The sequence below is a fragment of the Streptomyces sp. NPDC127114 genome (assembly GCF_042677525.1).
Lineage (GTDB): Bacteria > Actinomycetota > Actinomycetes > Streptomycetales > Streptomycetaceae > Streptomyces.
This window is the reverse complement of record NZ_JBHXTJ010000013.1, coordinates 143,117-165,962: the sequence shown is the minus strand read 5'-3', so window position 1 is coordinate 165,962 and position 22,846 is coordinate 143,117. Positions and strand designations below refer to the sequence as shown.

General features: G+C 73.9%; 18 protein-coding genes, 2 tRNA genes, 1 pseudogene and 1 riboswitch. Of the genes and pseudogenes, 5 read left to right on the top strand and 16 right to left on the bottom strand.

From position 1 onward, the window contains the following. Positions 1–52 precede the first annotated feature (52 nt). Entirely contained in the window at positions 53–2,173 is a 2,121-nt protein-coding gene (locus ACFVGS_RS16440) for an asparagine synthase-related protein (RefSeq protein WP_385692805.1), read from the bottom strand. Positions 2,174–2,725: 552 nt separating this feature from the next. Here ACFVGS_RS16440 and ACFVGS_RS16435 point away from each other — a divergent pair. The 4 genes from ACFVGS_RS16435 to ACFVGS_RS16420 all read left to right on the top strand — a co-directional run bounded on the left by ACFVGS_RS16435 (position 2,726) and on the right by ACFVGS_RS16420 (position 8,130). Beyond that, positions 2,726–4,384 (top strand): sporulation protein, encoded by a 1,659-nt coding sequence (locus ACFVGS_RS16435; RefSeq protein WP_384407319.1) that lies wholly within the window; start codon positions 2,726–2,728, stop codon positions 4,382–4,384. 97 nt (positions 4,385–4,481) lie between these two features. Then, positions 4,482–5,681, top strand: a complete 1,200-nt coding sequence (gene lhgO, locus ACFVGS_RS16430; RefSeq protein ID WP_385692804.1) for an L-2-hydroxyglutarate oxidase — start codon at positions 4,482–4,484, stop codon at positions 5,679–5,681. Between the two features lie 85 nt (positions 5,682–5,766). After that, positions 5,767–6,621, top strand: a complete 855-nt coding sequence (gene trmB, locus ACFVGS_RS16425) for a tRNA (guanosine(46)-N7)-methyltransferase TrmB (RefSeq protein ID WP_384407324.1) — start codon at positions 5,767–5,769, stop codon at positions 6,619–6,621. Positions 6,622–6,834: 213 nt separating this feature from the next. Next, positions 6,835–8,130, top strand: a complete 1,296-nt coding sequence (locus ACFVGS_RS16420; protein ID WP_384407668.1) for a PrsW family intramembrane metalloprotease — start codon at positions 6,835–6,837, stop codon at positions 8,128–8,130. 176 nt (positions 8,131–8,306) lie between these two features. Here ACFVGS_RS16420 and ACFVGS_RS16415 read toward each other — a convergent pair whose 3' ends face one another. The 9 genes from ACFVGS_RS16415 to ACFVGS_RS16375 all read right to left on the bottom strand — a co-directional run bounded on the left by ACFVGS_RS16415 (position 8,307) and on the right by ACFVGS_RS16375 (position 16,627). Further along, positions 8,307–9,263: an aldo/keto reductase gene (locus ACFVGS_RS16415; protein WP_384407326.1), complete on the bottom strand. Its 957-nt coding sequence runs from the start codon at positions 9,261–9,263 to the stop codon at positions 8,307–8,309. Positions 9,264–9,407: 144 nt separating this feature from the next. Next, positions 9,408–10,493, bottom strand: coding sequence for a M23 family metallopeptidase (locus tag ACFVGS_RS16410; RefSeq protein WP_385692803.1), 1,086 nt, complete (start codon positions 10,491–10,493; stop codon positions 9,408–9,410). Positions 10,494–10,504: 11 nt separating this feature from the next. Then, a riboswitch (cyclic di-AMP (ydaO/yuaA leader) is annotated at positions 10,505–10,670 on the bottom strand. A gap of 202 nt (positions 10,671–10,872) precedes the next feature. Continuing rightward, positions 10,873–12,111, bottom strand: coding sequence for a PP2C family protein-serine/threonine phosphatase (locus ACFVGS_RS16405; RefSeq protein ID WP_385692802.1), 1,239 nt, complete (start codon positions 12,109–12,111; stop codon positions 10,873–10,875). A gap of 83 nt (positions 12,112–12,194) precedes the next feature. Beyond that, positions 12,195–13,481 carry an MFS transporter gene (locus ACFVGS_RS16400; RefSeq protein WP_385692801.1) on the bottom strand — a complete coding sequence of 429 codons (1,287 nt, stop codon included), beginning with the start codon at positions 13,479–13,481 and terminating at the stop codon, positions 12,195–12,197. Next, a complete protein-coding gene (locus ACFVGS_RS16395) occupies positions 13,478–14,503 on the bottom strand; it encodes a PLP-dependent cysteine synthase family protein (RefSeq protein ID WP_384407334.1) in 1,026 nt (341 codons plus the stop codon). Before ACFVGS_RS16395 ends, ACFVGS_RS16400 begins: the two co-directional genes overlap by 4 nt. Before the next feature lie 83 nt (positions 14,504–14,586). Further along, positions 14,587–14,985 (bottom strand): hypothetical protein, encoded by a 399-nt coding sequence (locus ACFVGS_RS16390; protein ID WP_384407336.1) that lies wholly within the window; start codon positions 14,983–14,985, stop codon positions 14,587–14,589. A gap of 129 nt (positions 14,986–15,114) precedes the next feature. Then, entirely contained in the window at positions 15,115–15,855 is a 741-nt protein-coding gene (locus ACFVGS_RS16385) for a MerR family transcriptional regulator (protein ID WP_385692800.1), read from the bottom strand. 138 nt (positions 15,856–15,993) lie between these two features. Further along, positions 15,994–16,067: transfer RNA gene (locus ACFVGS_RS16380), tRNA-Met, on the bottom strand. Positions 16,068–16,132: 65 nt separating this feature from the next. Beyond that, a complete protein-coding gene (locus ACFVGS_RS16375) occupies positions 16,133–16,627 on the bottom strand; it encodes a rhodanese-like domain-containing protein (RefSeq protein ID WP_385692799.1) in 495 nt (164 codons plus the stop codon). 197 nt (positions 16,628–16,824) lie between these two features. Here ACFVGS_RS16375 and ACFVGS_RS16370 point away from each other — a divergent pair, with 197 nt between their 5' ends. Further along, a complete protein-coding gene (locus ACFVGS_RS16370) occupies positions 16,825–17,694 on the top strand; it encodes a sigma-70 family RNA polymerase sigma factor (RefSeq protein WP_385692798.1) in 870 nt (289 codons plus the stop codon). A gap of 27 nt (positions 17,695–17,721) precedes the next feature. Here ACFVGS_RS16370 and ACFVGS_RS16365 read toward each other — a convergent pair whose 3' ends face one another. The 6 genes and pseudogenes from ACFVGS_RS16365 to ACFVGS_RS16340 form a co-directional block, all read right to left on the bottom strand. Beyond that, on the bottom strand, positions 17,722–18,930 hold the full coding sequence (locus tag ACFVGS_RS16365) for an FtsX-like permease family protein (RefSeq protein WP_385692797.1): 1,209 nt from the start codon (positions 18,928–18,930) through the stop codon (positions 17,722–17,724). Beyond that, the gene (locus tag ACFVGS_RS16360; RefSeq protein WP_385692796.1) at positions 18,927–19,616 is read right to left on the bottom strand and encodes an ABC transporter ATP-binding protein; all 690 of its coding nucleotides are present in this window, start codon (positions 19,614–19,616) and stop codon (positions 18,927–18,929) included. Before ACFVGS_RS16360 ends, ACFVGS_RS16365 begins: the two co-directional genes overlap by 4 nt. A gap of 27 nt (positions 19,617–19,643) precedes the next feature. Next, complete coding sequence (locus tag ACFVGS_RS16355; protein ID WP_385692795.1) at positions 19,644–21,233, bottom strand: hypothetical protein; 1,590 nt, start codon at positions 21,231–21,233, stop codon at positions 19,644–19,646. A gap of 61 nt (positions 21,234–21,294) precedes the next feature. Then, positions 21,295–21,759: a hypothetical protein gene (locus ACFVGS_RS16350; protein ID WP_385692794.1), complete on the bottom strand. Its 465-nt coding sequence runs from the start codon at positions 21,757–21,759 to the stop codon at positions 21,295–21,297. A gap of 412 nt (positions 21,760–22,171) precedes the next feature. After that, a tRNA-Lys gene (locus tag ACFVGS_RS16345) sits at positions 22,172–22,244 on the bottom strand. Positions 22,245–22,341: 97 nt separating this feature from the next. Next, a pseudogene (locus ACFVGS_RS16340) lies at positions 22,342–22,846 on the bottom strand (hypothetical protein); the annotation flags it as partial.

The following is a 22,846-nucleotide window of genomic DNA, read 5'->3' as shown; positions in this document are numbered from 1 at the left end:
TCCGCCCCCCGGCCAGGGGTGATGCCCGGCGCGGGTTCGTCGGGCCCGGCGTTCAGGCCGGCAAAGAGCGGGCCGTCGGGATCAGGGGGCCCGGGACCGCGCGGTGTCTCGGGGCGGCCGTGCCCGTCCAGCACGAGCCGCGGCGGGCGAGGAGGCGGCGCAGCCAGAGTTCGGTGGAGACCAGGTCGGCGAGGCCGTCGAGCGGGACGCGGTCGCCGTCGGCGGCGGCGCGCAGGGCGCGGCGGACCACTCGGGCCTCGATCAGGCCCGCGTCGGCGAGGAGCGGGGCGTCGAACAGGGCCATGAGCTCGGGAAGTGCCGTACGCAGCCCCGCGCGCGTGGCGGCGGCCGGCACCGCCGGGTGCGGCGCGCCCCAGCCCGCCGGCAGGTCGTGGATGCCGGAGCCCGCGAGGACGGCGCGCAGGACGTTCGCGCGGGCGTCGGGCTGGACCCGCAGCGATTCGGGCAGGTCGCGACAGGCCCGTACGACCTGGTTGTCCAGGAACGGGGCGTGCAGGCGCTGGCTGCGGATCTCCGCGGCCTGCTCCAGGACCCGGTGGTCGGCGGCCGCACGGGCGAGGGCGGCACGCGCGCGTGCCTCGCCCGGCCGCTGGACGGAGGTCGGCAGGGTCGCCGCCCGGTTCAGGCGAACCGATACTTCGGCCAGTGCCTCCCCCGTGAGCCAGCGTGCCGCGGGCCCCGGCCGGGACCAGGTGAGGGCGGCGAGCGAGGCCTCCAGGGGCCCGTAGCTCCCGGCGGGCGCCCGGTTGGCCTCCAGGACGCGGGTGGCGGCCGCCTCCAGGCCGGTTCGGTACGGCGTGCGGGCCAGCCGTCGCGCCGCCCGGTACACCTGGAGGGGGACGAGGAGAGCCCCGGCCGACGGGCCGGTCGCCTTCGCGAGCGCGGTCACCGGGCGCACCAGGGAGCGGCGCCGGCGGTCCATCAGCAGGTCGGCCAGGCGCGCCGGATGGGCGTCCAGGACCTGCCGGGCGCCGAAGCCGGTGAAGTGGTCGGCGCTGCCGCCGCCGAGCCGCCTGCGGTGCCGCTCGGCCGTCACCAGAGAGGGGCCGGGTTCGTCCGTCAGCGGCCCTTCGAGCTCCGCGTACGGCAGTGCCTCCTCGCCCGCCGCGACGACCACGTGGTGCAGCCGCGGGTTCGCGGCGATCTCACGGGCCCGGGCCAGTTCCTCCTGACTGCCCGGCCCCGTCAGGTCGTTGAAGGTGACCGCGAGCAGCCGCTCGCCGGCCCCCGTGCCGTGGCCGAGGATCGTGCCCGGAACGCCGGGCAGTCCGGCCGCGAGGAGCGCGAGGGTGCCGGAGGCGCTGCCGCCGGACAGGTCGGCACCGATCCCGGGCGCGGGGGCGACGCCACGGGCCGCACGCCGGTCGGCGGGTCCCATGCCGGGTACGGGCCCCGGATCGGGCAGCGGCACCTCGGGCGCGTGCCGGGGCGCGGTGAGCCGGGCCCGTACGGCCTCGACCAGCGCGTCCCGGACGGCCTCCACGGCCTGGCGCGGGTCCGCCTCGGGGGCGGCCACGGCGAGCGAGGCCACCGGTTCGTAGCCGGCGATCTCGCGTGAGCCCTCGCGCAGGATCAGCGCGTGCCCGGGCGGCACCCGGCGCACGCCCTCGTACGGCGTGGAGTCCCGCAGCGCCTCGGGGGTCTCGGGGCAGGCGAGCAGGGCCGCCAGGTGCCCGATGTCGAGCTGCGCCTCGGTGAGGTCGGCGAGCGGCAGGGCGGCGGTGCCGTAGGCCGTGCCGCCGGCCCACGGGGTGTGGAACACCGGCCTGGCTCCGGCGAGATCGCCGGTCACGGTGATGCGGCGGCCGACCTTCACGACGGCGGTGTAGCTGCCCGCCCACGCCGTCAGGTGCCGCAGTGCGCCCCCGCGCGCGGTGAGCAGACCGCGCCGCAGCTCCTCGTCGCTCGCGGCGCAGCAGCCGAGCACGGCGAGCCGGGTCTGCGCGTCGACGTCGACCAGGCGCACCTCGTCGGGCCGCCAGTCACCGACCGCCCACAGGGGATCCGGTTCGCCCCACAGGAGTTGCGCGCCCACCGGATGCACCGTGCGCCCCTCGGCGGGGTCGCCGACGGCACCGGCCGAACCGGGCGGCACCGCGTGCGAGGTGCCGAAGCGCGCGGCGACACTGCTCCAGCCCACCAGCCACCGCATCGCCGCCTCCACAAAGGTCGAGTGGAGGACATGCTGCCATGACAACGGCGCACAGGAGGTGTCACGGGAGGCTTCGCGACAACGCGAATGCGCCCCTGGCATGAGCCAGTTGAGAAGCCACGTCGAACCGCTGCCTTTCGGCCATTCTCAACTGCCCGGCGGGACGGGGTTTCCTCGGCAGCCCGGGAGGCGTTCGCCTCCCGGAGCCGTCCGCCGCCCGCGGGGAATGGGGCGACGGTGTCCCCCAGCCCACCCGGTCCGGGACATCGGTCCTCGGCCAAGTGGGCCGACCCACGCAGCACTCATGGAAGCGTCCCCCCTCGACACGGACGAGAGCGCACGGGCGGGCGCACGGCCACACAGCAGGAGCACGACGGACGGACCGCGGGGCGCCACTCATTCCATCCCACAACAATCTCGCCATACGGAACACCACCCCTTAACGGTCAGGATCCGGCGAACTACGCTGTGCTTACGAATGCCGCACGCCTATGCCCGGCGTTGTGCCCGGCGTGCGGCGGCCGTCTGGGTGTCGTGTCGAGGGGTGGCGTCATGTCCAGGGAGCAACGCGGGCCGAACGAAAAGCTCGGCACGGTTCTCGCCCTCGCGGGAATCAGCAATGCCGGGCTCGCCCGGCGCGTCAACGACCTCGGAGCTCAACGGGGACTGACGCTTCGTTACGACAAGACGTCGGTGGCCCGGTGGGTGTCCAAGGGCATGGTGCCGCAGGGCGCCGCCCCGCATCTGATCGCCGCCGCGATCGGCCAGAAGCTCGGCCGGCCCGTACCGCTGCACGAGATCGGGCTCGCCGACGCCGACCCGGCACCCGAAGTGGGGCTCGCCTTCCCGCGCGACGTCGGAGAGGCGGTCCGCTCCGCGACCGACCTGTACCGGCTGGATCTCGCCGGACGGCGGGGCGGCGGCGGCATATGGCAGTCGCTCGCCGGCTCCTTCTCCGTCAGCGCCTACGCGACCCCCGCCTCACGCTGGCTGATCACGCCCGCCGACCCGTCGGTCGAGCGGCGGGCCCCGCGCCCGGCCGGCGCGGGGCGCGCGGGAGGCACGGCCGACGCCGGGGACCTGGTCGGCGCGGACACGGCGGCCGCGACCGCTGCGACCCCTGCGGTCAGCGGGCGAGGCACGGCAGGTGCGGCGAGTGCGGCAGCCGCGGCGGCCGGAAGCAGCACGGGCTCCGCAGCCGCGGCCTCGGCAAGTCCCGCAGGTGCCACGAGCACCGCCGGCACCGGAAGTGCCGCGAGCACCCCGAGTGCCGCCGCCGAGACCGTGGAGCACGCGCGCGTGGGGCACAGCGACGTCGCCAAGCTGCGCGAGGCGGCCGAGGACGCCCGCCGCTGGGACTCCAAGTACGGCGGCGGCGACTGGCGCTCCTCCATGGTCCCCGAGTGCTTAAGGGTCGACGCCGCGCCGCTGCTGCTCGGCTCCTACTCCGACGAGGTCGGCCGCGCCCTGTTCGGCGCGACCGCCGAACTGACCCGCCTGGCCGGCTGGATGGCCTTCGACACCGGCCAGCAGGAGGCCGCCCAGCGCTACTACATCCAGGCGCTGCGGCTCGCCCGCGCCGCCGCCGACGTGCCCCTCGGCGGCTACGTCCTCGCCTCCATGTCGCTCCAGGCGACCTACCGGGGCTTCGCCGACGAGGGTGTCGACCTCGCCCAGGCCGCCCTCGAACGCAACCGGGGCCTCGCCACCGCACGCACCATGTCCTTCTTCCGGCTCGTCGAGGCCCGGGCGCACGCCAAGGCGAGCGACGGGGCGGCGGCCGCCGCCGCGCTCAAGGCGGCCGAGGGCTGGCTCGAGCGCTCCCGCGACGGCGACCCGGACCCGTCCTGGCTCGGCTTCTACTCGTACGACCGGTTCTGCGCCGACGCCGCCGAGTGCTACCGCGACCTGAAGCTGCCCCGCCAGGTGCGCCGCTTCACCGAGCAGGCGCTGTCCCAGCCCACGGAGGAGTACGTCCGCTCCCACGGGCTGCGGCTCGTCGTGTCGGCGGTGGCCGAGCTGGAGTCCGGCAACCTGGACGCGGCCTGCGCCGCCGGCACGCGCGCGGTGGAGGTCGCCGGACGGATCTCCTCCGCCCGGACCACCGAGTACGTGCGGGACCTGCTGCATCGCCTGGAGCCGTACGGGGACGAGCCCCGGGTCATGGAGCTGCGCGAGCGGGCCCGCCCGCTGCTCGTGGCTCCGGCATGACACCGCACGACACGGCGTGACACTCGTCCCACGGTGCGGTCGGTTTAGCCGGGATGTCAGTGGGCCAGTGCACTATCAGGGGTGGGAGGTGGCGCTGGTGTCCGTGTCGGACCGCTACGACTGTGACGTGCTCGTGATCGGCGGCGGAATCGTCGGTCTGTCGACCGCGTACGCGATCACGCGCGCCGCGCCGGGCACCCGGGTCACGGTCCTGGAGAAGGAGCACGCCCCGGCGCGCCACCAGACCGGGCGGAACAGCGGCGTGATCCACAGCGGGATCTACTACCGGCCCGGCTCGCTCAAGGCCCGCTTCGCGGTCGAGGGCGCTGCCGAGATGGTCAAGTTCTGCGCGGAGTACGGCATCCCCCACGAGGTCACCGGCAAGCTGATCGTCGCCACCGGGCGCGAGGAGCTGCCCCGGCTGCACGCGCTCGTGCAGCGCGGCCGGGAGAACGGGATCCCGGTGCGTGAGCTCGGCCCGGCGCAGATCAGCGAGTACGAGCCGCGGGTGCGCGGGCTGGCCGCGATCCACGTGGGCACGACGGGCATCGTCGACTATGGGGCGGTGGCGGCGAAGCTCGCCGACGCGTCGGGAGCCCGGATCCTGTACGGCTCGGCGGTCACGACGATCGACCGGCGGCCCTGGGGCGTGGCCGTGCGCACGGCCGCCGGCCGCGTGGTCCGCGGCCGGGTCCTCGTGAACTGCGCCGGACTGCACTGCGACCGGATCGCCCGGCTCGCGGGCGACGACCCGAAGATGCGGATCGTCCCCTTCCGCGGCGAGTACTACGAGCTGGCCGACCCCTCCCTGGTGCGCGGCCTGGTCTATCCGGTGCCCGACCCGGCCTTCCCGTTCCTCGGCGTCCACCTCACCCGCGGCATCGACGGCGGCGTCCACGTCGGGCCGAACGCGGTCCCGGCGCTCGCCCGCGAGGGCTACGGCTGGTCGGTCGTCCGCCCCCGCGAGCTCGCCGGCACGCTCGCGTGGCCCGGCAGCTGGGCCATCGCGCGGGCCCACTGGCGGTACGGCGCGGGCGAGCTGCACCGCTCCCTGTCCAAGCGCGCCTTCACCGAGGCCGTGCGGCGCATGCTGCCGCTCGTCGAGGAGCGCGACCTGCGGCGTGCGGCGCCGGGCGTGCGGGCGCAGGCGGTGCTCAGGGACGGCACGCTGGTCGACGACTTCCTGATCCGCGAGTCGGTGCGGACGGTCCACGTCCTGAACGCGCCCTCGCCGGCGGCGACGGCCTCACTGCCGATCGGCCGCGAGGTCGCGGGCCGGGCCCTGGCACTGCTGTAGCGCAGCCCCGCCGCAGCCCCGCCCCCATACCCCCACGGCTGCGGCACGCCCGTCGCCGTGCCCCGCGCCGTAGAATCGGGGCATTGTGTCTGAGCAGCCTGAGAACACCCCGCACTCCGTCCCTGACGGCCCCGACGGCCCCCACGGCCTCGGCGACCCCGGCAGCCCCGCCGGCGGCGCCGCCGCGGACGACCGTCCCGTCGCGCGGCGCGGCAGCCGGATGTTCGCGCCGGGCGAGGGGCCCTCGCCGGATCCGGCGGGCGCCCACTTCGAGCGGCGGATCCGCAGCTTCCAGCCCCGCCGCAGCCGCGTCACCGCCGGGCAGGCCGAGGCCATGCTGAAGCGGTGGCCCGACTGGGGCCTCGACATCGACGGCACGCGGGTGCTCGACCTGGACGAGATGTTCGACGGGCTGCCGGTCGTCATGGAGATCGGCTTCGGCATGGGCGAGGCCACCGCGCAGATGGCCGCCGCCGACCCCGGCACCGGCATCCTCGCCGTGGACGTCCACACGCCCGGCCAGGGCAACCTGCTCGGGCTCGCCGACCGCAACGGACTCACCAATGTCCGGGTCGCCAACGGCGACGCGATCATCCTGCTGCGCGAGATGCTCCCGCCGGAGTCCCTCGCCGGCTGCCGGGTCTACTTTCCCGACCCCTGGCCCAAGAAGCGCCACCACAAGCGGCGGCTGATCCAGCCCGAGTTCCTGAGCCTGCTCGCGCCCCGGCTGGAGAAGGGCGGCCTGCTGCACTGCGCCACGGACTGGGAGCCGTACGCGGAGCAGATGCTGGAGGTGCTGAACGCGCACCCCGACTTCGAGAACAGCCAGGCCGACGGCGGTTACGCGCCCAGGCCCGCGTTCCGGCCGCTGACCCGCTTCGAGGGTCAGGGCCTGGACAAGGGACACGTGGTCCACGACCTGCTTTTCCACAGGCGCTGACCGTCCGTCGGGTTTTCCACAGGCTGCCGGAACTCCCTCGCCGCTGTCGGTGACGCTGGTTAGGGTCGTTCCGTGTCGTCGAATCCCATCGCCGGAGCCGGACCTGCCACCGAGCCCGGCCCCACACCCGCACAGGCGGTCGTCCCCGCACAGGCGGTCGTCCCCGCGCAGGCGGCGGACCCCGCCCAGGCGGACGTCCCCGCGCCCGCCCCCGTGCCCGCGCTCGAGAGCGACCAGCCGGACTTCGGTGCCGTGCCGGAGCGCTCCAAGTGGCGTTACAAGCCGCGCAAGGCCTTCTGGCGCAGCCGGCTGGTCCGGGCCGTCGCCCTGATCGCCGTGCTCGCGCTGTGCGCGCTCGCGATCCTGGCGATGGTGCGGGAGGAGACCGGAACCGAGGGCTTCCTCGTGGGCCTCGGCCTCGCCGTGCTGCCGGTGCCGCTGCTCATGGCGGCGTTCCGCTGGCTCGACCGGGTCGAGCCGGCCCCGTGGAAGAACCTGCTGTTCGCGCTCGCCTGGGGCGCCTTCGCCTCCACCCTGGTGGCGATCCTCGCCAACTCCTTCGCCGTGGAGTGGATCAGCAGCGCCACCGCCGACCCCGGCTCCGCCGAGTCCCTCGGCGCCACCGCCGTCGCGCCCGTCGTGGAGGAGACCGCCAAGGGAGCGGCCCTGCTGCTGCTCTTCCTCTTCCGCCGCAGGGACTTCACGGGCCCGGTCGACGGCCTGGTCTACGCGGGGTTCACGGCCACCGGCTTCGCCTTCACCGAGAACATCCTCTATCTGGGCAACGCCTTCGGCGAGGACCAGGAGTTCGGCGCCGGCGGCCTCGGCTCGGTCACCGTCGCCACCTTCTTCGCCCGGGTCATCATGTCCCCGTTCGCGCACCCGCTGTTCACCTCGCTCACCGGCCTCGGCCTCGGCTTCGCCGCGCTGCTCCCGGCCCGCGCCCGGTTCCGCCGCACCCGCCTCTGGCTGCTGCCGTTCGCCGGCCTGCTCCTCGCCATGGGCCTGCACGCGCTGTGGAACGGCTCGGCGACCTTCCACCCGCTGGCGTTCGTCCTCGTCTACGGGATGTTCATGGTGCCGGTCTTCGGGCTGCTCACCTGGCTCGCGATATGGAGCCGGCAGAAGGAGCTGCGCACGATATCCGGCGAGCTCCCGGCCTACGCGACGGCCGGCTGGCTCGCGCACGACGAACCGCTCGCGCTCTCCTCGATGCGGGCCCGCGCGATGGCCCGCGGCTACGCGGCCCGGACCTTCGGCAAGCCGGGCGCGCAGGCCGTCGGCGAGTACGAGGCGTTCGCGACCACCCTGGCGTTCCTGCGCCATCGCGCGCGGCGCGGGCAGGCCGCGCCGGACTTCGCGGTCCGCGAGCAGGAGCTGCTGCACCACCTGTGGCAGCGCCGGCGGGTGGCCTCGCCCGCGCTGACGTACGCGGCCCGGGCGACCGGCCGGGTGTGGGTGCCGCCGCAGTACCTGGACTACGGCGGCTACAACCCGTACCGCGGCTAGACCGTCTCTTCCGACCCAGGGCCGGTCCGGCGGATCAGGACCGGATAGGCCGCGGACCCGGCCATGATCCGCCGGACAGGTCCTGGCGAAGACCCCGCACCCGGCAGGACCGCCACGCGCGAGCCCTGGACCACCCCACGCGGGAGGCCCGGAACGCCACGCGCGCCCGGCCCGGATCAGGCGGCGGGCGCCTCCGAGGCCTCCGTCAGCGTGGCGAGCTCCGTCTCCGTCAGGGTCAGGTCGGCGACCGCGACCAGCGCGGGAAGCTGCTCGACCGTGCGGGCCGAGGCGATCGGGGCGGCGACCGTCGGACGGGAGGCAAGCCAGGCGAGGGCCACGGTGGCGGGCTCGGCGTCGTGCGCCGCGGCGACCGCGTCGAGCGCGGCGAGCACCTTCCGGCCGCGCTCGGTCTCCAGGTGCTTCCCGGCGCCCGCGGCGCGGACGCTGGAGACGGTGGCCCCGGGGCGGTACTTGCCGGTGAGGAAGCCGGAGGCGAGACCGTAGTACGGCACGGCCGCGAGCCCGGCCTGCGCGGCGGTGTCGAGGAGCGGGCCCTCGTAGGTCTCGCGGGACACCAGGTTGTACTGCGGCTGCAGGGCGACGTAACGGGCCAGGCCCTCGGCCTCGGCGAAGTCGAGGGAGGCGCGCAGCCGCTCCGGGGAGATGTTGGAGGCGGCGACGGCCCGCACCTTGCCGTCCTTCACCAGCTGGTCGAGCGCGGTGACGATCTCCTCCACCGGCACCGACTCGTCGTCGAAGTGCGTGTAGTAGAGGTCGATGTGGTCGGTGCCGAGGCGGCGCAGCGACTCCTCGGCGGCGGCCTTGATGGTGGTGGCGCTCAGGCCCTTGAACTGCGGGTGGGCACCGACCTTGGTGGCGACGAGGATGTCGGAGCGGTTGCCGCGGGAGGCGAGCCAGCGGCCGATGACGGTCTCGGACTCGCCGCCCTCGTTGCCCTCGGCCCAGGCCGAGTAGACGTCCGCGGTGTCGACGAAGTTGCCGCCGGCGGCGGCGTAGGCGTCGAGGACGGCGAAGGACTGCGCCTCGTCGGCGCTCCAGCCGAAGACGTTGCCGCCGAGGGCGAGCGGGAAGACGTGCAGGTCGGAGGTGCCCAGCTGGCGAAGAGAGGTCATGGGTCGGTCAACCTCCCGCACCACCGGGCCTATTCCGGCGGCACGGAAGGATCATTGCGATCACTGTGATCACTGTGATCACTGTGATCAGACGGTCAGACGGTCCACGCGCCACACGATCAGGCGATCACGCGACCCCGCGCGTCAGACGCTCAGACCCTTGGAGTTCAGCCACGCCGCCGGGTCGATGCCGTCGCCCGACGGCGTGTGCACCTCCAGGTGGAGGTGGGGGCCGGTCACGTTGCCGGTGGCGCCGACGCGGCCGATGGTCTCGCCGGTGCCGACGGACTGGCCGGCGCCGACGGTCATCGACGAGAGGTGGCAGTACCAGACCTCGGTGCCGTCCTCCAGCTGCAGGACGATGCGGTAGCCGTACGCGCCGGACCAGCCGGCGGACTGCACGGTGCCGCCGTGGACGGCCTTGACCGGGGTGCCGGTGGGAGCGGCGAAGTCCAGGCCGGTGTGGTAGCCGGAGGACCACATCGAGCCGGCCTGGCCGTAGGTCGAGGTGATCGTGTACGAGGAGGTCGGCAGCGCGTAGCTGGCGGCGAGCTGGGCGAGGCGCTCGGCCTCGGCCTTGGCCGCGGCCTCCTCCTCGGCCTTCCGCTTGGCCTCGGCGGCCGCCTTCTCCGCCGCGTCGGCCTTGGCCTCGGCCTCCGCCGCCGCCTTCTCGGCCGCGGCCTTCTCCGCCGCTTCCTTGGCGGCGGCGTCCGCGGCGGCCTGCTGCTGCTCGGCCTGCTGGAGGATGCGGGCGCGCAGTGCCTCGCCGGCGTCGGTCGACGTCTTGGTCTCGGTCCGCGCGTCCGCGCCGTCGCCCTCGGCGGCGGTGGTGTAGGTGAGCGCGGTGAGCGGCTGGGCGTTGTTGCCAGCGGTGTCCGCGGCGCCCTTGTCCTCGGCGTCCGAGCCGATCAGGTCGCCGACGCCCGGCAGTTCGGAGGCGTCGGGCAGGTCCAGGTCCGGGAGCGCTATCGAGACCGGCGGCTTCTGCTGGGCGGTGGCCAGGCCGCCGGCGCCGACGGCGGCGATGACGCCGACACCGAGCACGGTGGAGGAACGGGCGAAGTTGGAGCGCTGCTTGACGACGCGGTGGCGTCCGCCGGAGCGGGTCCGGTCCCGCAGGGAGTCCTCGGTGGGGTTCCACTCCTCCGCGACCCCGTCCAGGGCGCCCGCCGCGCCGGGGGCCTCGTAGGAGGTGAAGGGGGCTTGCGGAGCCGGGGTGTTGGACGCCACGGAGGCGCTCTCCTTTCCTTCCTTCTCGCCTACCGGGTTAGCTGACGGGTTCGGAGCAGGAAGGTCTCCTACGGGCCGTGCCGCACGGGTCACACGAGTCGGACGAGTGCGGTGGGGCCCGATTCACCCCAAGTGGTGGTTCCCCGGTTCCCTTGCGGGATTCGGCGCGCGCGCACGGTGCCGTCTCTTGCGACGGCTGGGACGACCGCGCTGCGTTATCGAACGTTAATAGACACGGCCGCCCGATTCCAAGCCGTTCCTCTTGATCATTAGCTGAATTGAGAGGGCATCGCCCCATTTGACCCCCACTCAGAAACACGTCAGCAGCAAACCCCCGATCTGACGTTACGTCAATTGTTATCGGAGGGACACCCACCGACTACGGCCGGTCACCGCCTGCCCGGAGGTCGCGGCGAGACGCCTCCAGCCCCTGCGACCCGCCCCCGCCCGGCGGCACCACCGGCATCGTCCGCCGCCGCTCCGGCTGCCCCGCCGCCCGGCGGCTCACCGCCAGCAGCGCCATGTCGTCCGTCGTGCCCCCCTCCGTGTGCCGGCGCACATCCGCCACCAGCGCGTCGAGCAGCTCGTCGGGCCCCGGGAAGATCCGCCCCGTCAGCCGCTCGCCGGGGTCGTAGAACACCCCCGCCGAGTCCCGCGCCTCCGACAGGCCGTCCGTGTAGAACAGCAGCGTCGCGCCCTGCGGATACGGCGTCACGTCCGCCCGGTCCGGTCCCCCGCCCAGATCCCCCATGCCCAGCGGCAGCGCGGCCTCGCTCGGCCGCAGCGGCTCCACACCACCGTCCGCGTGCAGCAGCAGCGGCTCGGGGTGGCCCCGGTTGACCACCCGCACCACCCGGTCGCCGCCCGGGATCTCGGCGAGCACCGCCGTCGTGAAGCCCTCGAACGCGTCCAGGCCCGCGCGCCGCGCGCCCTCCCGCGCCAGCGCCCGCTCGAGGCGCGCCGCCACGCCCTCCAGCGTCGACTCCTGCTCGGCCGCTTCCCGGAAGGCGCCGATGATCACCGCCACCGCCTCCACCGCGTCGAGGCCCTTGCCCCGCACGTCGCCCACCACGAGCCGCACCCCGTGCGGGGTGTCCTGCACCGCGAACAGATCACCGCCGATGAACGCGTCCGCCTGCGCCGCCTCGTACCGGGCCGCGATCTGCAGCCCGCCGATCCGCTCGGGCGGCGTGGGCAGCACCGCCTTCTGCGCCGTCTCGGCGATCACCCTCGCGGAGGCGAGCCGTTTCCCGCTGCGCCGCACCACCCGGTTGATCAGCACGGCGAGCGCCGAGACCGTGACCACCGTCAGCACCTCGGTCAGCGCCGGGATCGTGTCCGCGGTCCCGTTGTAGAGGTGCAGTCCGATGCTCGCGAGGACCGCGGCGAGCCCGGTGAGCAGCGTCGTCAGCATGGAGAAGAACGGGGCCGCGATCAGCGGCGCCGCCGAGTACAGCGGCGCCGCCGTGTAGGTGGGCGGCGTGGCCAGGTCGTACGCCACGCCGCCGAGGATCAGCAGCGGAGGCAGGGCCCGCAGGAAGCGCCGGGCACCGCGGTACGGGTTCACGCCGCCCGGGCCCTCACCGTCCGCCCCGCCGGCCGCCGCTGCTCGCCGCACCTGTGCTCTCCTGCCCGGTCGGTCGGCCGGTCCGTCCGTCCGACCGCGGCGGCGGACCGTACCGCGCCCACCTCAGGGTGCCGTCAGGCCGTACGGCTCGGCGACTCCTCCTCGGCCGGTTGGCGTACGGCGAGCCGCCCGCCCCGTGCCAGGGCCGCCATGGCCGCCGCGCAGCCGAGGCCGACCGCGCACAGCACCAGCCAGGGCGCCGCCGACCAGCCCGTCAGGTCGAGCAGCGCGCCCGTCCCCAGGTTCCCCAGGGTGATGCCGACCCCGCAGACCGTGTTGTACAGCCCGTAGTGGGTGGCGACCCAGCGGCCCTCGGACAGGGCGACGACCGTGTCCATCTCGAACGGGTAGAGCACCGCGTTCGCGACCGCCAGGACCGCCGCGCACAGCAGCAGCGCGGGCAGCGAGCGCCCCAGCGCGGCCGGCACCAGGAACGCCGCCCCCATCAGGGCGAGCCCGAGCACCAGACACCGCTCCCGGCTGAGCCGCGCCTTGCACCAGGCGGTGATCCTCAGCTGCCCGGCGAGCGCGACCAGCGCCGACACCGCGAACAGGGCGGTCGTCGCCGCCGTGCCGCCCGCGGCGAGCGGCAGCGCCAGGTAGACCTGGAAGGACAGCACGTACGAACCGGTCATGGCCAGCGAGAACAGCCAGAAGACCCGGTGGGCGAGCACCGTCCGGAACTGCCCCCGCGCCTGCCCGCCCGGCCCGCCGGCCGCGCCCGCCGCGCCGCCCTTGTGCCGTACGGGCAGATGCCTCAGCTGTACGAGGGTCAGCGCGGCGAACAGCAGCGCGGCCACCACGCACGTCAGCCGGAACGACACCCCCGTCAGGGCCACCCCGATCAGCGGCCCGAGCAGAATGCCCGCCTGGTAGTACGTGTTGAACAGGGCGAACGCCTCGACGCGCCGTTCCTCCCCCGCCTCCGCCGCCAGATACGCCCGCACCGCCGGGTTGAACAGCGCGCCCGCGAGCCCCGTCGCGAGCGAGGCCGCGATCAGCATCGGCAGCGACTGCGCGAAGGCGAGCGCCCCGAAGCCGGCCGTCCGCAGCGCGCAGCCCGCGACGATCAGCGGCTTGAAGCCGAGCCGGTCGGCGAGCGCGCCGCCGACGAGGAACATGCCCTGCTGCGACAGGTTCCGCACGCCGAGGACGAGCCCGACCGCCCAGGCGGCCATGCCCAGCCCGTCCGCCAGATGGGCCGCCAGGTACGGCATCAGCATGTAGAAGCCGAGGTTGATGGTGAGCTGGTTGAGGAACAGCAGCCGCACGGCCGGTTCGAAGCTCCGCGACCGCTTCCAGATGCCGCCCTCGGGGGCCGCCGAGGCGCTGCCCGCCCGCCCCGTCGCCTGACGGCTCATCGGACCCGCTCCCCGACGCGCCGGGTCCAGCCGCTGACCGGCTCGCCCTCGGCGTAGGCCGCGGGCTCCTCCCGTACGGGACCGTCGAGCAGGCCGTGCGCCGCGCAGAACTCGTCGTTGAAGACGGTGTCGAAGTACCGGTGCGGCCCGTCGGGGAAGACCGCCGCGATCCGGGTGCCGCGCGGCCGGGTGCGGGCCAGCCAGCCGGCGACCAGCGCGACCGCGCCGACGCTCCAGCCGCCGGTCGCGAACTGCCGTGCGGCCAGCCGGCGGGCCGCCCGTACCGCCTCCGCGGGACCCACCCAGTGGATCTCGTCGAAGGCGCCGTGGTCGACGTTGCCGGGGTGGATGGAGGAGCCGAGCCCGCGCATCAGCCGCGGGCCGGCCGGCAGCCCGAAGACCGTGGAGCCGACCGAGTCGACGCCGACGAGTTCGAGCGCGGGGCTGGAGGTCGCGCGCAGGGCGCGGGAGATCCCGGCCGAGTGGCCGCCGGTGCCGACCGCGCAGACCAGCACGTCGACGCGGTCGAGCTGCTCGGAGAGCTCGGCGGCGAGCCCGGCGTACGCCTCCGGGTTGTCGGGGTTCCCGTACTGGTTGGGCCACCAGGCCCCGGGGAGGGTCAGCAGGAGTTCCGCCACCCTGTCCATCCGGGCCTGCTGCCAGCCGCCCTGCGGGCTGGGCTCCGGCACGACGTGGACCTGCGCGCCGTGGGCGGTCAGCATGCGCTCCACGATCGGTTCGAGACCCGGGTCGGTGACGACGTGGACGGGGTGGCCGTGCAGGATCCCGGCGAGCGCGAGACCGAGACCGAGGGTGCCGGAGGTGGACTCGACGATCGGCGCGCCGGGCCGCAGTTCACCGCGGCGGCGCGCCTGCTCGACCATGTGGAGCGCGGCGCGGTCCTTGATGCCGCCGAAGTTGAAGCCCTCGAGCTTGGCCCAGTAGCCGTCGTCCATCCACAGCACGGGTGTGTGGCCGACGGTCTGTTCGGCGACGGAGAGGAGGTTGGCGGGGTGCGTCATGGGGGTGTGCGTCCCTTGGGTGAAGTCCCGCGCGTGCGCGGGCGTGCGGAAGGAGCCGTGGTCGTGGTGGTGCGCGACCCGGCTCAGTTCCGGTTCACTCCGAGGGCGGTGAGCAGACTGCCCGGCTCCGGCCCGGGCCCGGCCCTGCCGCGGACGCAGCGCGCGTGCGGGGCCTCGGGGAACACCTCGTCGTACGCGAGGAGGACGGCGCCCGTGGCGTGCGGCGCCGAGAGCTGGCTGCCGGCGGACTGCGCGGGCAGGTGGGCGTCGAAGGACCAGCCCTCGCCCTGCCGCTCGCAGCCGTGCGGGAGGGCGGGCGCGGAGGCGCTCACGCCCGCGGACCCGGCGGGCCCGGTGGCGAGCGGCAGCGCGTGATGTGCGCCGTGGCAGACGCCGGCGAGCAGGGCGACGAGCGCGAACAGCAGCAGGACGGCGGGCGCCCGCCGTCCTGCTTCGCGCACCGTCACAGCTCGGTCACTCATGGTGTGCGCGAGATTACGGGCGACCCACGAGCCGCGCAAAGGGACATGCGCGCTTTCGGCCACCCTTTATGTGCGGCGTATCGCCGTACCGGCCGGCTGCTTCCCTGCAGGTGCCGGCCGGCTGCTTCCCTACAGGTTCCGCTCGGCGAAGACCGCCATGGCGTCCCGGACGAGCACGGCCGTGCCGTCACCGTGCCTGTCGTAGTTCCTCGTGAAGCGCGGGTCGTCGACGTACATCCGCCCGAGCCCGACGAAGTACTCCTTGCCGGGCGGCGTTGTGATCGACAGCCACTCGAAGTGGCGTCGCGTGATCGCCTGCACCTCGTCGCTGTCGGGCGCGAGCCCGCGCGCGGCGGCGGCGCCGTAGTCACGGGCGATGCCGGCCTGCTGGTCCTGGAAGGCCTTCTTCTCGGCGTCGCTGAGCGAACGCCACCAGCGGTCGCCCTTCTCGTACGCCTCGCGGCCCCAGCGCTCGGTCACCTCGGCCTCGTACCGCGTGTGGTCGAAGCCGTCGAAGACTTCCTCGGCCATGAGCTGTTCTCCTCTCTCGGTCTTGTGGAGAGTGGTCCGCACGGCCTCGATCTGCCGCCCGATGCGCTCGCGCTCCTGCTCCAGGAGGGCCAGATGCGTGCGCAGGGCGGCCGAGGGGTCCCGCTGGCCTTCGAGGACCTCGGCGATGGCGGCGAGGGAGAGCCCCAGCTCGCGCAGCAGCAGGATCCGCTGCAGCCGCACGAGCGCCGCCTGGTCGTAATACCGGTAACCGTTCGCGCCGATCCGGCTCGGCTCCAGCAGCCCGAGCTCGCCGTAGTGGCGCAGCGTGCGGCTGGTGGTGCCGGCCTTCCTGGCGATCTCCTGGATCGACCACTCCATGCCGAGAACGCTAGATCTTGACGTTACGTAAAGGTCAAGCCCGCCAAAAGGGCGAGAAGCGCGAGGCGGGCGGCAGACGCGAGGGAGTACGACGAAGGCCCGGACCGTCGAAACGATCCGGGCCTTCGTGCTACTGAGTAGCGGGGACAGGATTTGAACCTGCGACCTCTGGGTTATGAGCCCAGCGAGCTACCGAGCTGCTCCACCCCGCGTCGGTGAACACCACCTTACGGCATGGATGCCCAGGTCAGGAAATCCATTTACGGCCGGCCGTCACTCAGCAGCCGCAGTCCTCGTCGTCGACCGGCGCCGTCAGCGGGTCCGCGTCCTTCTTGGCGGGCCCCTCCCAGGTCTCGTACGCGAAGCCCTCCCGCGCCCAGTACTCGAAGCCGCCGAGCATCTCCTTCACCTGGAAGCCCAGCTCGGCGAGGGCCAGCGCGGCGCGCGTGGCGCCGTTGCAGCCGGGGCCCCAGCAGTACGTGACGACCGGGACGCTCTTGTCGAGGAGCTGCTCGGCCTGCTCGGGGATGAGGGCGGTCGGCAGGTGGACGGCGCCGGGCACGTGCCCCTGGTCCCAGGAGGCGGTCGACCGGGAGTCGATCACGACGAAGCCCGGGTCGCCGCCGGTGGCGCGGGCGTCGGCGAGGGCGGAGGCCACGTCGGAGACGTCGGCGTGGAAGGCGAGGCTGGCGGAGAAGTAGGCCGCGGCTGCGGCCGGGGAGGCCGGGGGCGTGCGGAGAACGGGGTTGACCGGGTTCGCTGTCGTCGTCATGGTGATCAATCTAAGGACGATGATCATCATCATGAAGTGGTGATCCACGGCTTGTCGGGGGGTATGGCCGGGGATTCCCGCGCGTTCGGGGACGTGCGGCGGGAATCTCACGAACCGGGACGTGTCACGTTCCCGCTCCCCCGTCCGTCATGACCGTGGGACGTCGTAGACCGGGCGCGAAGGGGAGAGAAGGACCGATGGACAAGGACCTCCTGGCGGAACGTTTCCAGGCCGACCGAGGCCACCTGCGAGCGGTGGCGTACCGGATGCTCGGCTCGCTGAGCGAGGCTGAGGACGCCGTCCAGGAGGCCTGGATCAAGCTGAACCGCTCCGACGTCAGCGACGTGCGCAACCTCAGCGGCTGGCTCACGACCGTCGTGGGCCGCGTCTGCCTCGACATGCTCCGCTCCCGCGCCTCCCGGCGCGAGGACCCGCTCGAGTACTACGTCCCCGACCCGGTCGTACGGGACGAGGGCACCGCCGACCCCGAGCAGGAGGCCCTGCTCGCGGACTCCGTGGGCCTGGCCCTGCTCGTCGTCCTGGAGACCCTGGCCCCGGCCGAACGGCTCGCCTTCGTCCTCCACGACATGTTCTCGGTCTCCTTCGACGAGATCGCCCCCATCGTCGACCGCACGCCGGCCGCCACCCGCCAGCTCGCCAGCCGCGCCCGCCGCCGCGTCCAGGGCGCGGCCCCGGCCCCCGCACCGGACGCCACCCGCCAGCGCCAGGTCGTCGACGCCTTCCTCGCCGCCTCCCAGGCGGGCGACTTCGAGGGCCTCCTCACCGTCCTCGACCCCGAGGTGGTCCTCCGCGTCGACGGCGGCGACCTCGCGGCGGCCGCCTCCAAGCTGATCCGCGGCGCCGAGGCGGTCACCACCCAGGCCCTCACCTTCGCCAAGTTCCGCCACGACGCCCGCAAGGTCACCGTCAACGGCGCCGCCGGCCTCGTCTCCCTGGTGAACGGCGCCCCGGTGGGCCTGATGGCCTTCACGATCGTCGACACCCGCATCGTCCAGATCGACATCGTGGCGGACAGGGAGCGCCTGGTGGCGCTGGGGGTGCGCTGAGGGACGGGACGGGCGCCCCGGGACTGCTCAGGCGTGTGCCCGGGCCGTCAGATAAGGGTCGCGGCGGAGGGCCTCGCGGCTGCCGAGGAGCGTGCCGACGGTCATGCCGACGGCCGGCAGGAGAAGGGCCGCGGCGGCCCACGCCGGCCCCGGCAAGGCATCCGTACGGCTGATGGGCAGACCGAGCAGGTCGCCGAGCGGGCCGGTCAGCGCGACGGAGCAGACACTGCCGGCGAGCACACCGGCCAGGCCGGCCGCGCCGCCCGAGAGCAGGGCCTCGCCCAGCAGGATCCGGCGCAGTTCGGGCCGGCCGGAGCCGAGGATCCGCAGGACGGCGAACTGGCCGAGCCGGGCCCGGGCGCTGTCCGCCGCCCGCGCGGCACCGAGGAGGGTGGCGCCCACGGCGAGGACCAGCACGCCGACGCGCATCGCCAGGTCCGCCGCCCCGAACAGGCCGGGCAGGTCACGGACCCGGTCGGCGACCGGGGACGCCGAGAACCCTTCGTCCTGCAGCGCCTTGGCGACGGCGGCCACGTGCCTCTGGTGTCCGACCACGACGACGGCCGACTGGGCACCCTCCCTGGCCCGGAACTCCCCCGGCGGCTGACCGGCACGGGCCGCGGCGAGCAGCGCGGCCGTGTCCTGCGACAGATAGGCGACGCCCGGCCCGTCGACCTGCCAACTCGGGTCGTACAGGGCCACGATCCGCAGCCTGATGACGGCGGTGGTGCCGGACGCGACGCCCGTCGCGCGGGTGTAGCCGAAGGGGACCGTCCTGCCCAGGAGCGGGGCGAAGTCGGTTCCCTGGGCGGCGGCGGGCAGGACGACCTCGTCCGGGCCGAGCTCGCCGGGGATGCCGCCCGCGATGAGCGGCAGGTCGTCGCCCGGGGTCAGGGTGTGGCTGGTCAGGTCGTACGTGCCCGCGTCCTCGGCGTACAGGGCGGAGGGGTAGTCCGCGACGACCCCGCGGACGCCGGGCACGGCCGCGGCGTCCCGCAGCGCCGAGGTGGTGAGCGGCCGCACCGAGGACGCGCCCTCGCCCGCGCCCTCGAACGAGGAGAGTTCGATCTGGGTGAGCCCTCCGGACCCCAGTACGTCACGCTCCACGGCCCCCGCGGCCCCGCCCGCCACCCCGGCGGAGCCGGCCAGCAACGCCGCCAGCAGGGTCAGCGTGGGCAGGGCCCGGCGCAGCGAACGCCCGTCCCGCTTCCAGGTGTGGAGACTCCACGGGCTCATACCGGCTTCCCCTCACGAGCGGTCACGGGCGACAGCACGCCCTCGTCCAGCACGTAACGCCGGTCGCACGCGGCGGCCACCGCGGGATCGTGCGTGACGAGCAGCACCGCCGCGCCCCGCTCGGCGCAGGAACGCAGCGCGCCCATGACGGAGTCGGCGTTGCCGGGGTCGAGGCCCGAGGTCGGCTCGTCGGCCAGCACGAGCACCGGCTGCTTCACGGCGGCCCGGGCGACCGCGACCCGCTGCCGCTGGCCACCGGACAGCTCGGTGACGGGCGCGTCCGCCAGCTGCTCCATGCCGAGCTCGGCGAGCAGCGCCCGGGCCGCCGTACGGTGCCGCGCGAGACGGGGCCCGAAGGCCGCGGCGACGTTCTCCCACGCGTTGAGGAAGGACAGCAGCCCGAGGTCCTGCAGCACGATGCCGATCGAGCGCCGGCGCAGCAGGTCCCGCTCGGCGCCGGACAGCGAGCCGATGTCCGTTCCGGCGATGCGCAGCGAGCCCTCGGACGGCGAAAGGATCAGCCCGAGCAGAGCGAGCAAAGTGCTCTTGCCGGACCCCGAAGGACCCTCGACCGCCGCCGTCGTCCCCGGCTCGAGCACGAGATCGGCACGGACGAGCCCACCGCCGGTGGCATAGCCGAAGGCCAGCCCTTCGGCCACGACGGCGGGTGGAGAGGCGTTGTTCATACGACGGTCGTCCTTCTTCGACGGGGATCAGGCGAGGAGGAGGTACGCGGCCCTGGTCGCGTCCGCGGACGCGGCCCCGCCCGGCGTGGCTGCGTAGAGGTCCGGGTACTTCGGGTCCCGGTAGCGGTCCAGGAGTCGGGGAACGTCGGCCCAGAACTCCTGCGGGACGCTCCGGTCGCAGCCGAGTGCCGCCTGGACCGCGTCGGAGGCGGACAACAGGTCCCCGTTCCGCAAGGCCGTCCGGGCCTGGCCGACGAGATCGACCCCCCGGGTGAGCCGCTCCGCGTGGTCCGCGCAGCCGGCCTCCGCGAGCACGGCGGCGATGCGCAGCGAGGACGCCGACAGGGCGGTGCGCTCGTGTGCCGGCCGCTCGAAAGGAGCCGCCCGGCAGCCCAGTCCGAACTCGGCGCGCGCGGCCATGGCGCCGTACCAGCGCCGTTCGTTTCCTCGCGAAAGCCGTTCCGGCACCGTGAGTTCGGCAGCCTCCTCCGCTCCCCGACCGGCCTGAGGCCCGCAGGTCACGGACAGCCGGTGGCACGTCATGGCGAGCAGGAGCCGGTCGGACGGGTCGAGGCCGGGGTCCGCGCCCAACTGCCGCAGTCGGCTCGTCAGCCAGTCCGGCACATGCTGCTGCCGGCCACTGGCGGTGAGGGCCCTTGCCGCGTTGTACGTGGCGGTGAGCGTCCCCATCTGGAGCGGCGACTTGGGGACCAGCCCGTCCGCCCTGATCTCTCCCCCGGGCGCCGGAAGCGACTCGGGCGTCCGGGCTCCGTCGAGCGTGAGCGCCCGCCGGACCAACCACCGGGTCTGGGTGTCCGGGTCGCGCAGCGCGGGCAGCAGGCAGTCCCGGGTCTGCCGGGTCAGTCGCCGGCTCAGCAGCGTCAGCGCGGCTCGCTGGATGGGCTCGTGAGCGGCACAGCCGGACTCCCGCAGTCTGCGGGCATCCTGAAGCGCCCGCCCTGCGGTGGCCCGTGCACCGGCACCCCGCAGGGCCTCTACGGCATACAAAGCCGGTACGGGCTGGTCGACGCGAGCGGCGTCCGCGGCGAGCCGGTCCAGGGCGGCACGGGGCACCTCGGCCTCCCGCCCCAGACAGGTCACCGTGCCGAGGAAGGCCGCACGTGTGGCGACCGAGGTGAGCAGGTCGTCCTGCCCGTCCGGCGTGCGCAGATAGGCGAGCGCTTCGGCCTCCGCGCGCTGCCGGAGTCCGGCGCGGTCCAGGACCTTCCTCGCGTCGGCCGACGCGGAACGCCGGGAACCCATGGTTCCACCGGCGTCCGTCAGGGCCAGACACACGTAGTACGCCTGCCAGGCCGCACCGTCGAGGACATCGGTACGGGCGAGATCGGCCAGCGCCTCCAGCCGGACCGCCGGCACCGGTTCACCGCCCTGTCCTCCCGCCCCGAGCAGGGCCTCCATGCGCCCGTACGCGGTCGGATACAGCGCGGGATCCCTCCCGACGTCGGCACGAGTGGCCCGCACGAGGTCGTTCGCCCCGCGCAGGCTCCCGAGCTGCTCGGCCAGCCCGCTGCCGGGCGGCCCGGGCCGCTCCACGGGCCCGCCACCGAGCAACGAGAACCCGAGGGCGGCCCCGGCGACCGCCGCCGCGGCGGCCATGAGCACACGATGGCGGCGCGTCGCACGCCCGGGAAGGAGATCGCTCGTCATGCGCCGTCGGTCAGTCGTTGGCGCAGGCGGAGGCGAACGCCTTGACCCCCGACTTGAAGGCGCCGCCGTCCGAACACGTGGTGATGCTCGTGTTCATCGAACCTCCCGGGTCGGCGATCCCGCTGATGTCGGCGATCCAGCTGTTCTGGTTGGTCCAGCTGACCTGACGGGTGTTCTCGCTGACCTGGGTACCGCTCGGGCTCAGGGAAAGCGTCGCCTGCCAGCCGTTCGCCTTCACGGTCGCCGTGTTGGTGATCTTGCTGACCTTGTACTTCCCGCCGCCCTTGGTGGTCTTGGTGGAGGTCTTGAAGGAGCACTTGTCCGCGTAGGCGTTGCACTGCCAGGCGTTGACCTCGACCTTCGCGCCCGTACCGGGCAGTGACGTCGTCCCCCTGTCCGAGACGGCCATGCTCGGCACGCCCGTCCCCGCCATCAGAATCCCGACGAGCCCACTGGCCAGCAGGGTCCTCTTCACACGTCCTCCCGCGTTCGTGGCGCGCGGGAGATGCCTCGTACATCGCCCGGCGAGGAGTCGGAGTGTAGGAGGAGCCGCGATTCCGCTCAGTGACCGAAAGACGACGTGCCGAGGTCGCCAGGACACGAAGTGGGAGGCAGGAGGAACGTGACACCCGAGGTCGCTCGTCGCGGTTCGTCCTGCTCTGGCGGCGAGTCAGGGGAGCCTGGCGCCTTGTTCCGGACACTGGCGGGCGCTGGATTTCACACGTGCGCGGGACAGACGGTCACTCACGGCGGGTCAGAAGGGGGCCGCCCAGGGGGTTCTGGATCGGGTCGGGGCGGCTGGGGCCGGGGGCGTCGCGGTCCGGACCGGTGTGTGTCGTCCGGTCGTGACGAAGCCCCCTGCCTCGGTGAGGCGGGGGGCTTCTTTGTAGGCCGTGTGGGACTCGAACCCACAACCAACGGATTAAAAGTCCGCTGCTCTGCCAATTGAGCTAACGGCCCGTGGCACAAGCACACCCGTGCAGCATAGCCCGACAGCTCTGTGAAACCGATCGGGTATCGGCCCCGGCGCACCGTGGGCGCGCCGGGGCCGGGGTGGTCAGTTCAGGTAGTAGCCGGCGATGTCCGCGATGAGGTGGACGGAGCCGGTGCGGTTGTAGAAGGTGACCTTGCCGTCCTTCACGGGGACGACCACCAGGTTCGGGACCGTCTGGCCCGCCGTGAAGTTGAGGTTCGACGCCGCCGTGCGCTGGGTGCCGTACGGGTAGACCGACACGAAGCTTCCGGCCGTCGGGGACGTCGCCGTCACGTTCAGGACCACCGCCGACGCGCCGGGGCGGTTGACGGTCAGGTCCACGGTCGCGCCGGCGCCGAGGGCGGCCTGGGGGACGCCGAGGCCGGCGCGGGTGTCCATCAGGCGGGTCGGGGTGACCGGCTGGTACTCGGCGCCCGACGCTCCCGTCTTGAAGTAGCCCGCCACGTCGGCGATGAGGTCGACCGAGCCGGCGTGGTTGTAGAAGGTGACCTTGCCGTCCTTCACGGGGACGACCACCAGGTTCGGGACCGTCTGGCCCGCCGTGAAGTTGAGGTTCGACGCCGCCGTG

Excerpts from the sequence above, each read along its gene's own strand:
- ACFVGS_RS16440 (WP_385692805.1), bottom strand. The coding sequence starts at position 2,173 with ATGCGGTGGCTGGTGGGCTGGAGCAGTGTCGCCGCGCGCTTCGGCACC.
- ACFVGS_RS16435 (WP_384407319.1), top strand. The coding sequence starts at position 2,726 with ATGTCCAGGGAGCAACGCGGGCCGAACGAAAAGCTCGGCACGGTTCTC.
- ACFVGS_RS16415 (WP_384407326.1), bottom strand. The coding sequence starts at position 9,263 with ATGACCTCTCTTCGCCAGCTGGGCACCTCCGACCTGCACGTCTTCCCG.
- ACFVGS_RS16400 (WP_385692801.1), bottom strand. The coding sequence starts at position 13,481 with ATGAGCCGTCAGGCGACGGGGCGGGCGGGCAGCGCCTCGGCGGCCCCC.
- ACFVGS_RS16395 (WP_384407334.1), bottom strand. The coding sequence starts at position 14,503 with ATGACGCACCCCGCCAACCTCCTCTCCGTCGCCGAACAGACCGTCGGC.
- ACFVGS_RS16390 (WP_384407336.1), bottom strand. The coding sequence starts at position 14,985 with ATGAGTGACCGAGCTGTGACGGTGCGCGAAGCAGGACGGCGGGCGCCC.
- ACFVGS_RS16385 (WP_385692800.1), bottom strand. The coding sequence starts at position 15,855 with ATGGAGTGGTCGATCCAGGAGATCGCCAGGAAGGCCGGCACCACCAGC.
- ACFVGS_RS16375 (WP_385692799.1), bottom strand. The coding sequence starts at position 16,627 with ATGACGACGACAGCGAACCCGGTCAACCCCGTTCTCCGCACGCCCCCG.
- ACFVGS_RS16370 (WP_385692798.1), top strand. The coding sequence starts at position 16,825 with ATGGACAAGGACCTCCTGGCGGAACGTTTCCAGGCCGACCGAGGCCAC.
- ACFVGS_RS16365 (WP_385692797.1), bottom strand. The coding sequence starts at position 18,930 with ATGAGCCCGTGGAGTCTCCACACCTGGAAGCGGGACGGGCGTTCGCTG.
- ACFVGS_RS16360 (WP_385692796.1), bottom strand. The coding sequence starts at position 19,616 with ATGAACAACGCCTCTCCACCCGCCGTCGTGGCCGAAGGGCTGGCCTTC.
- ACFVGS_RS16355 (WP_385692795.1), bottom strand. The coding sequence starts at position 21,233 with ATGGCCGCCGCGGCGGCGGTCGCCGGGGCCGCCCTCGGGTTCTCGTTG.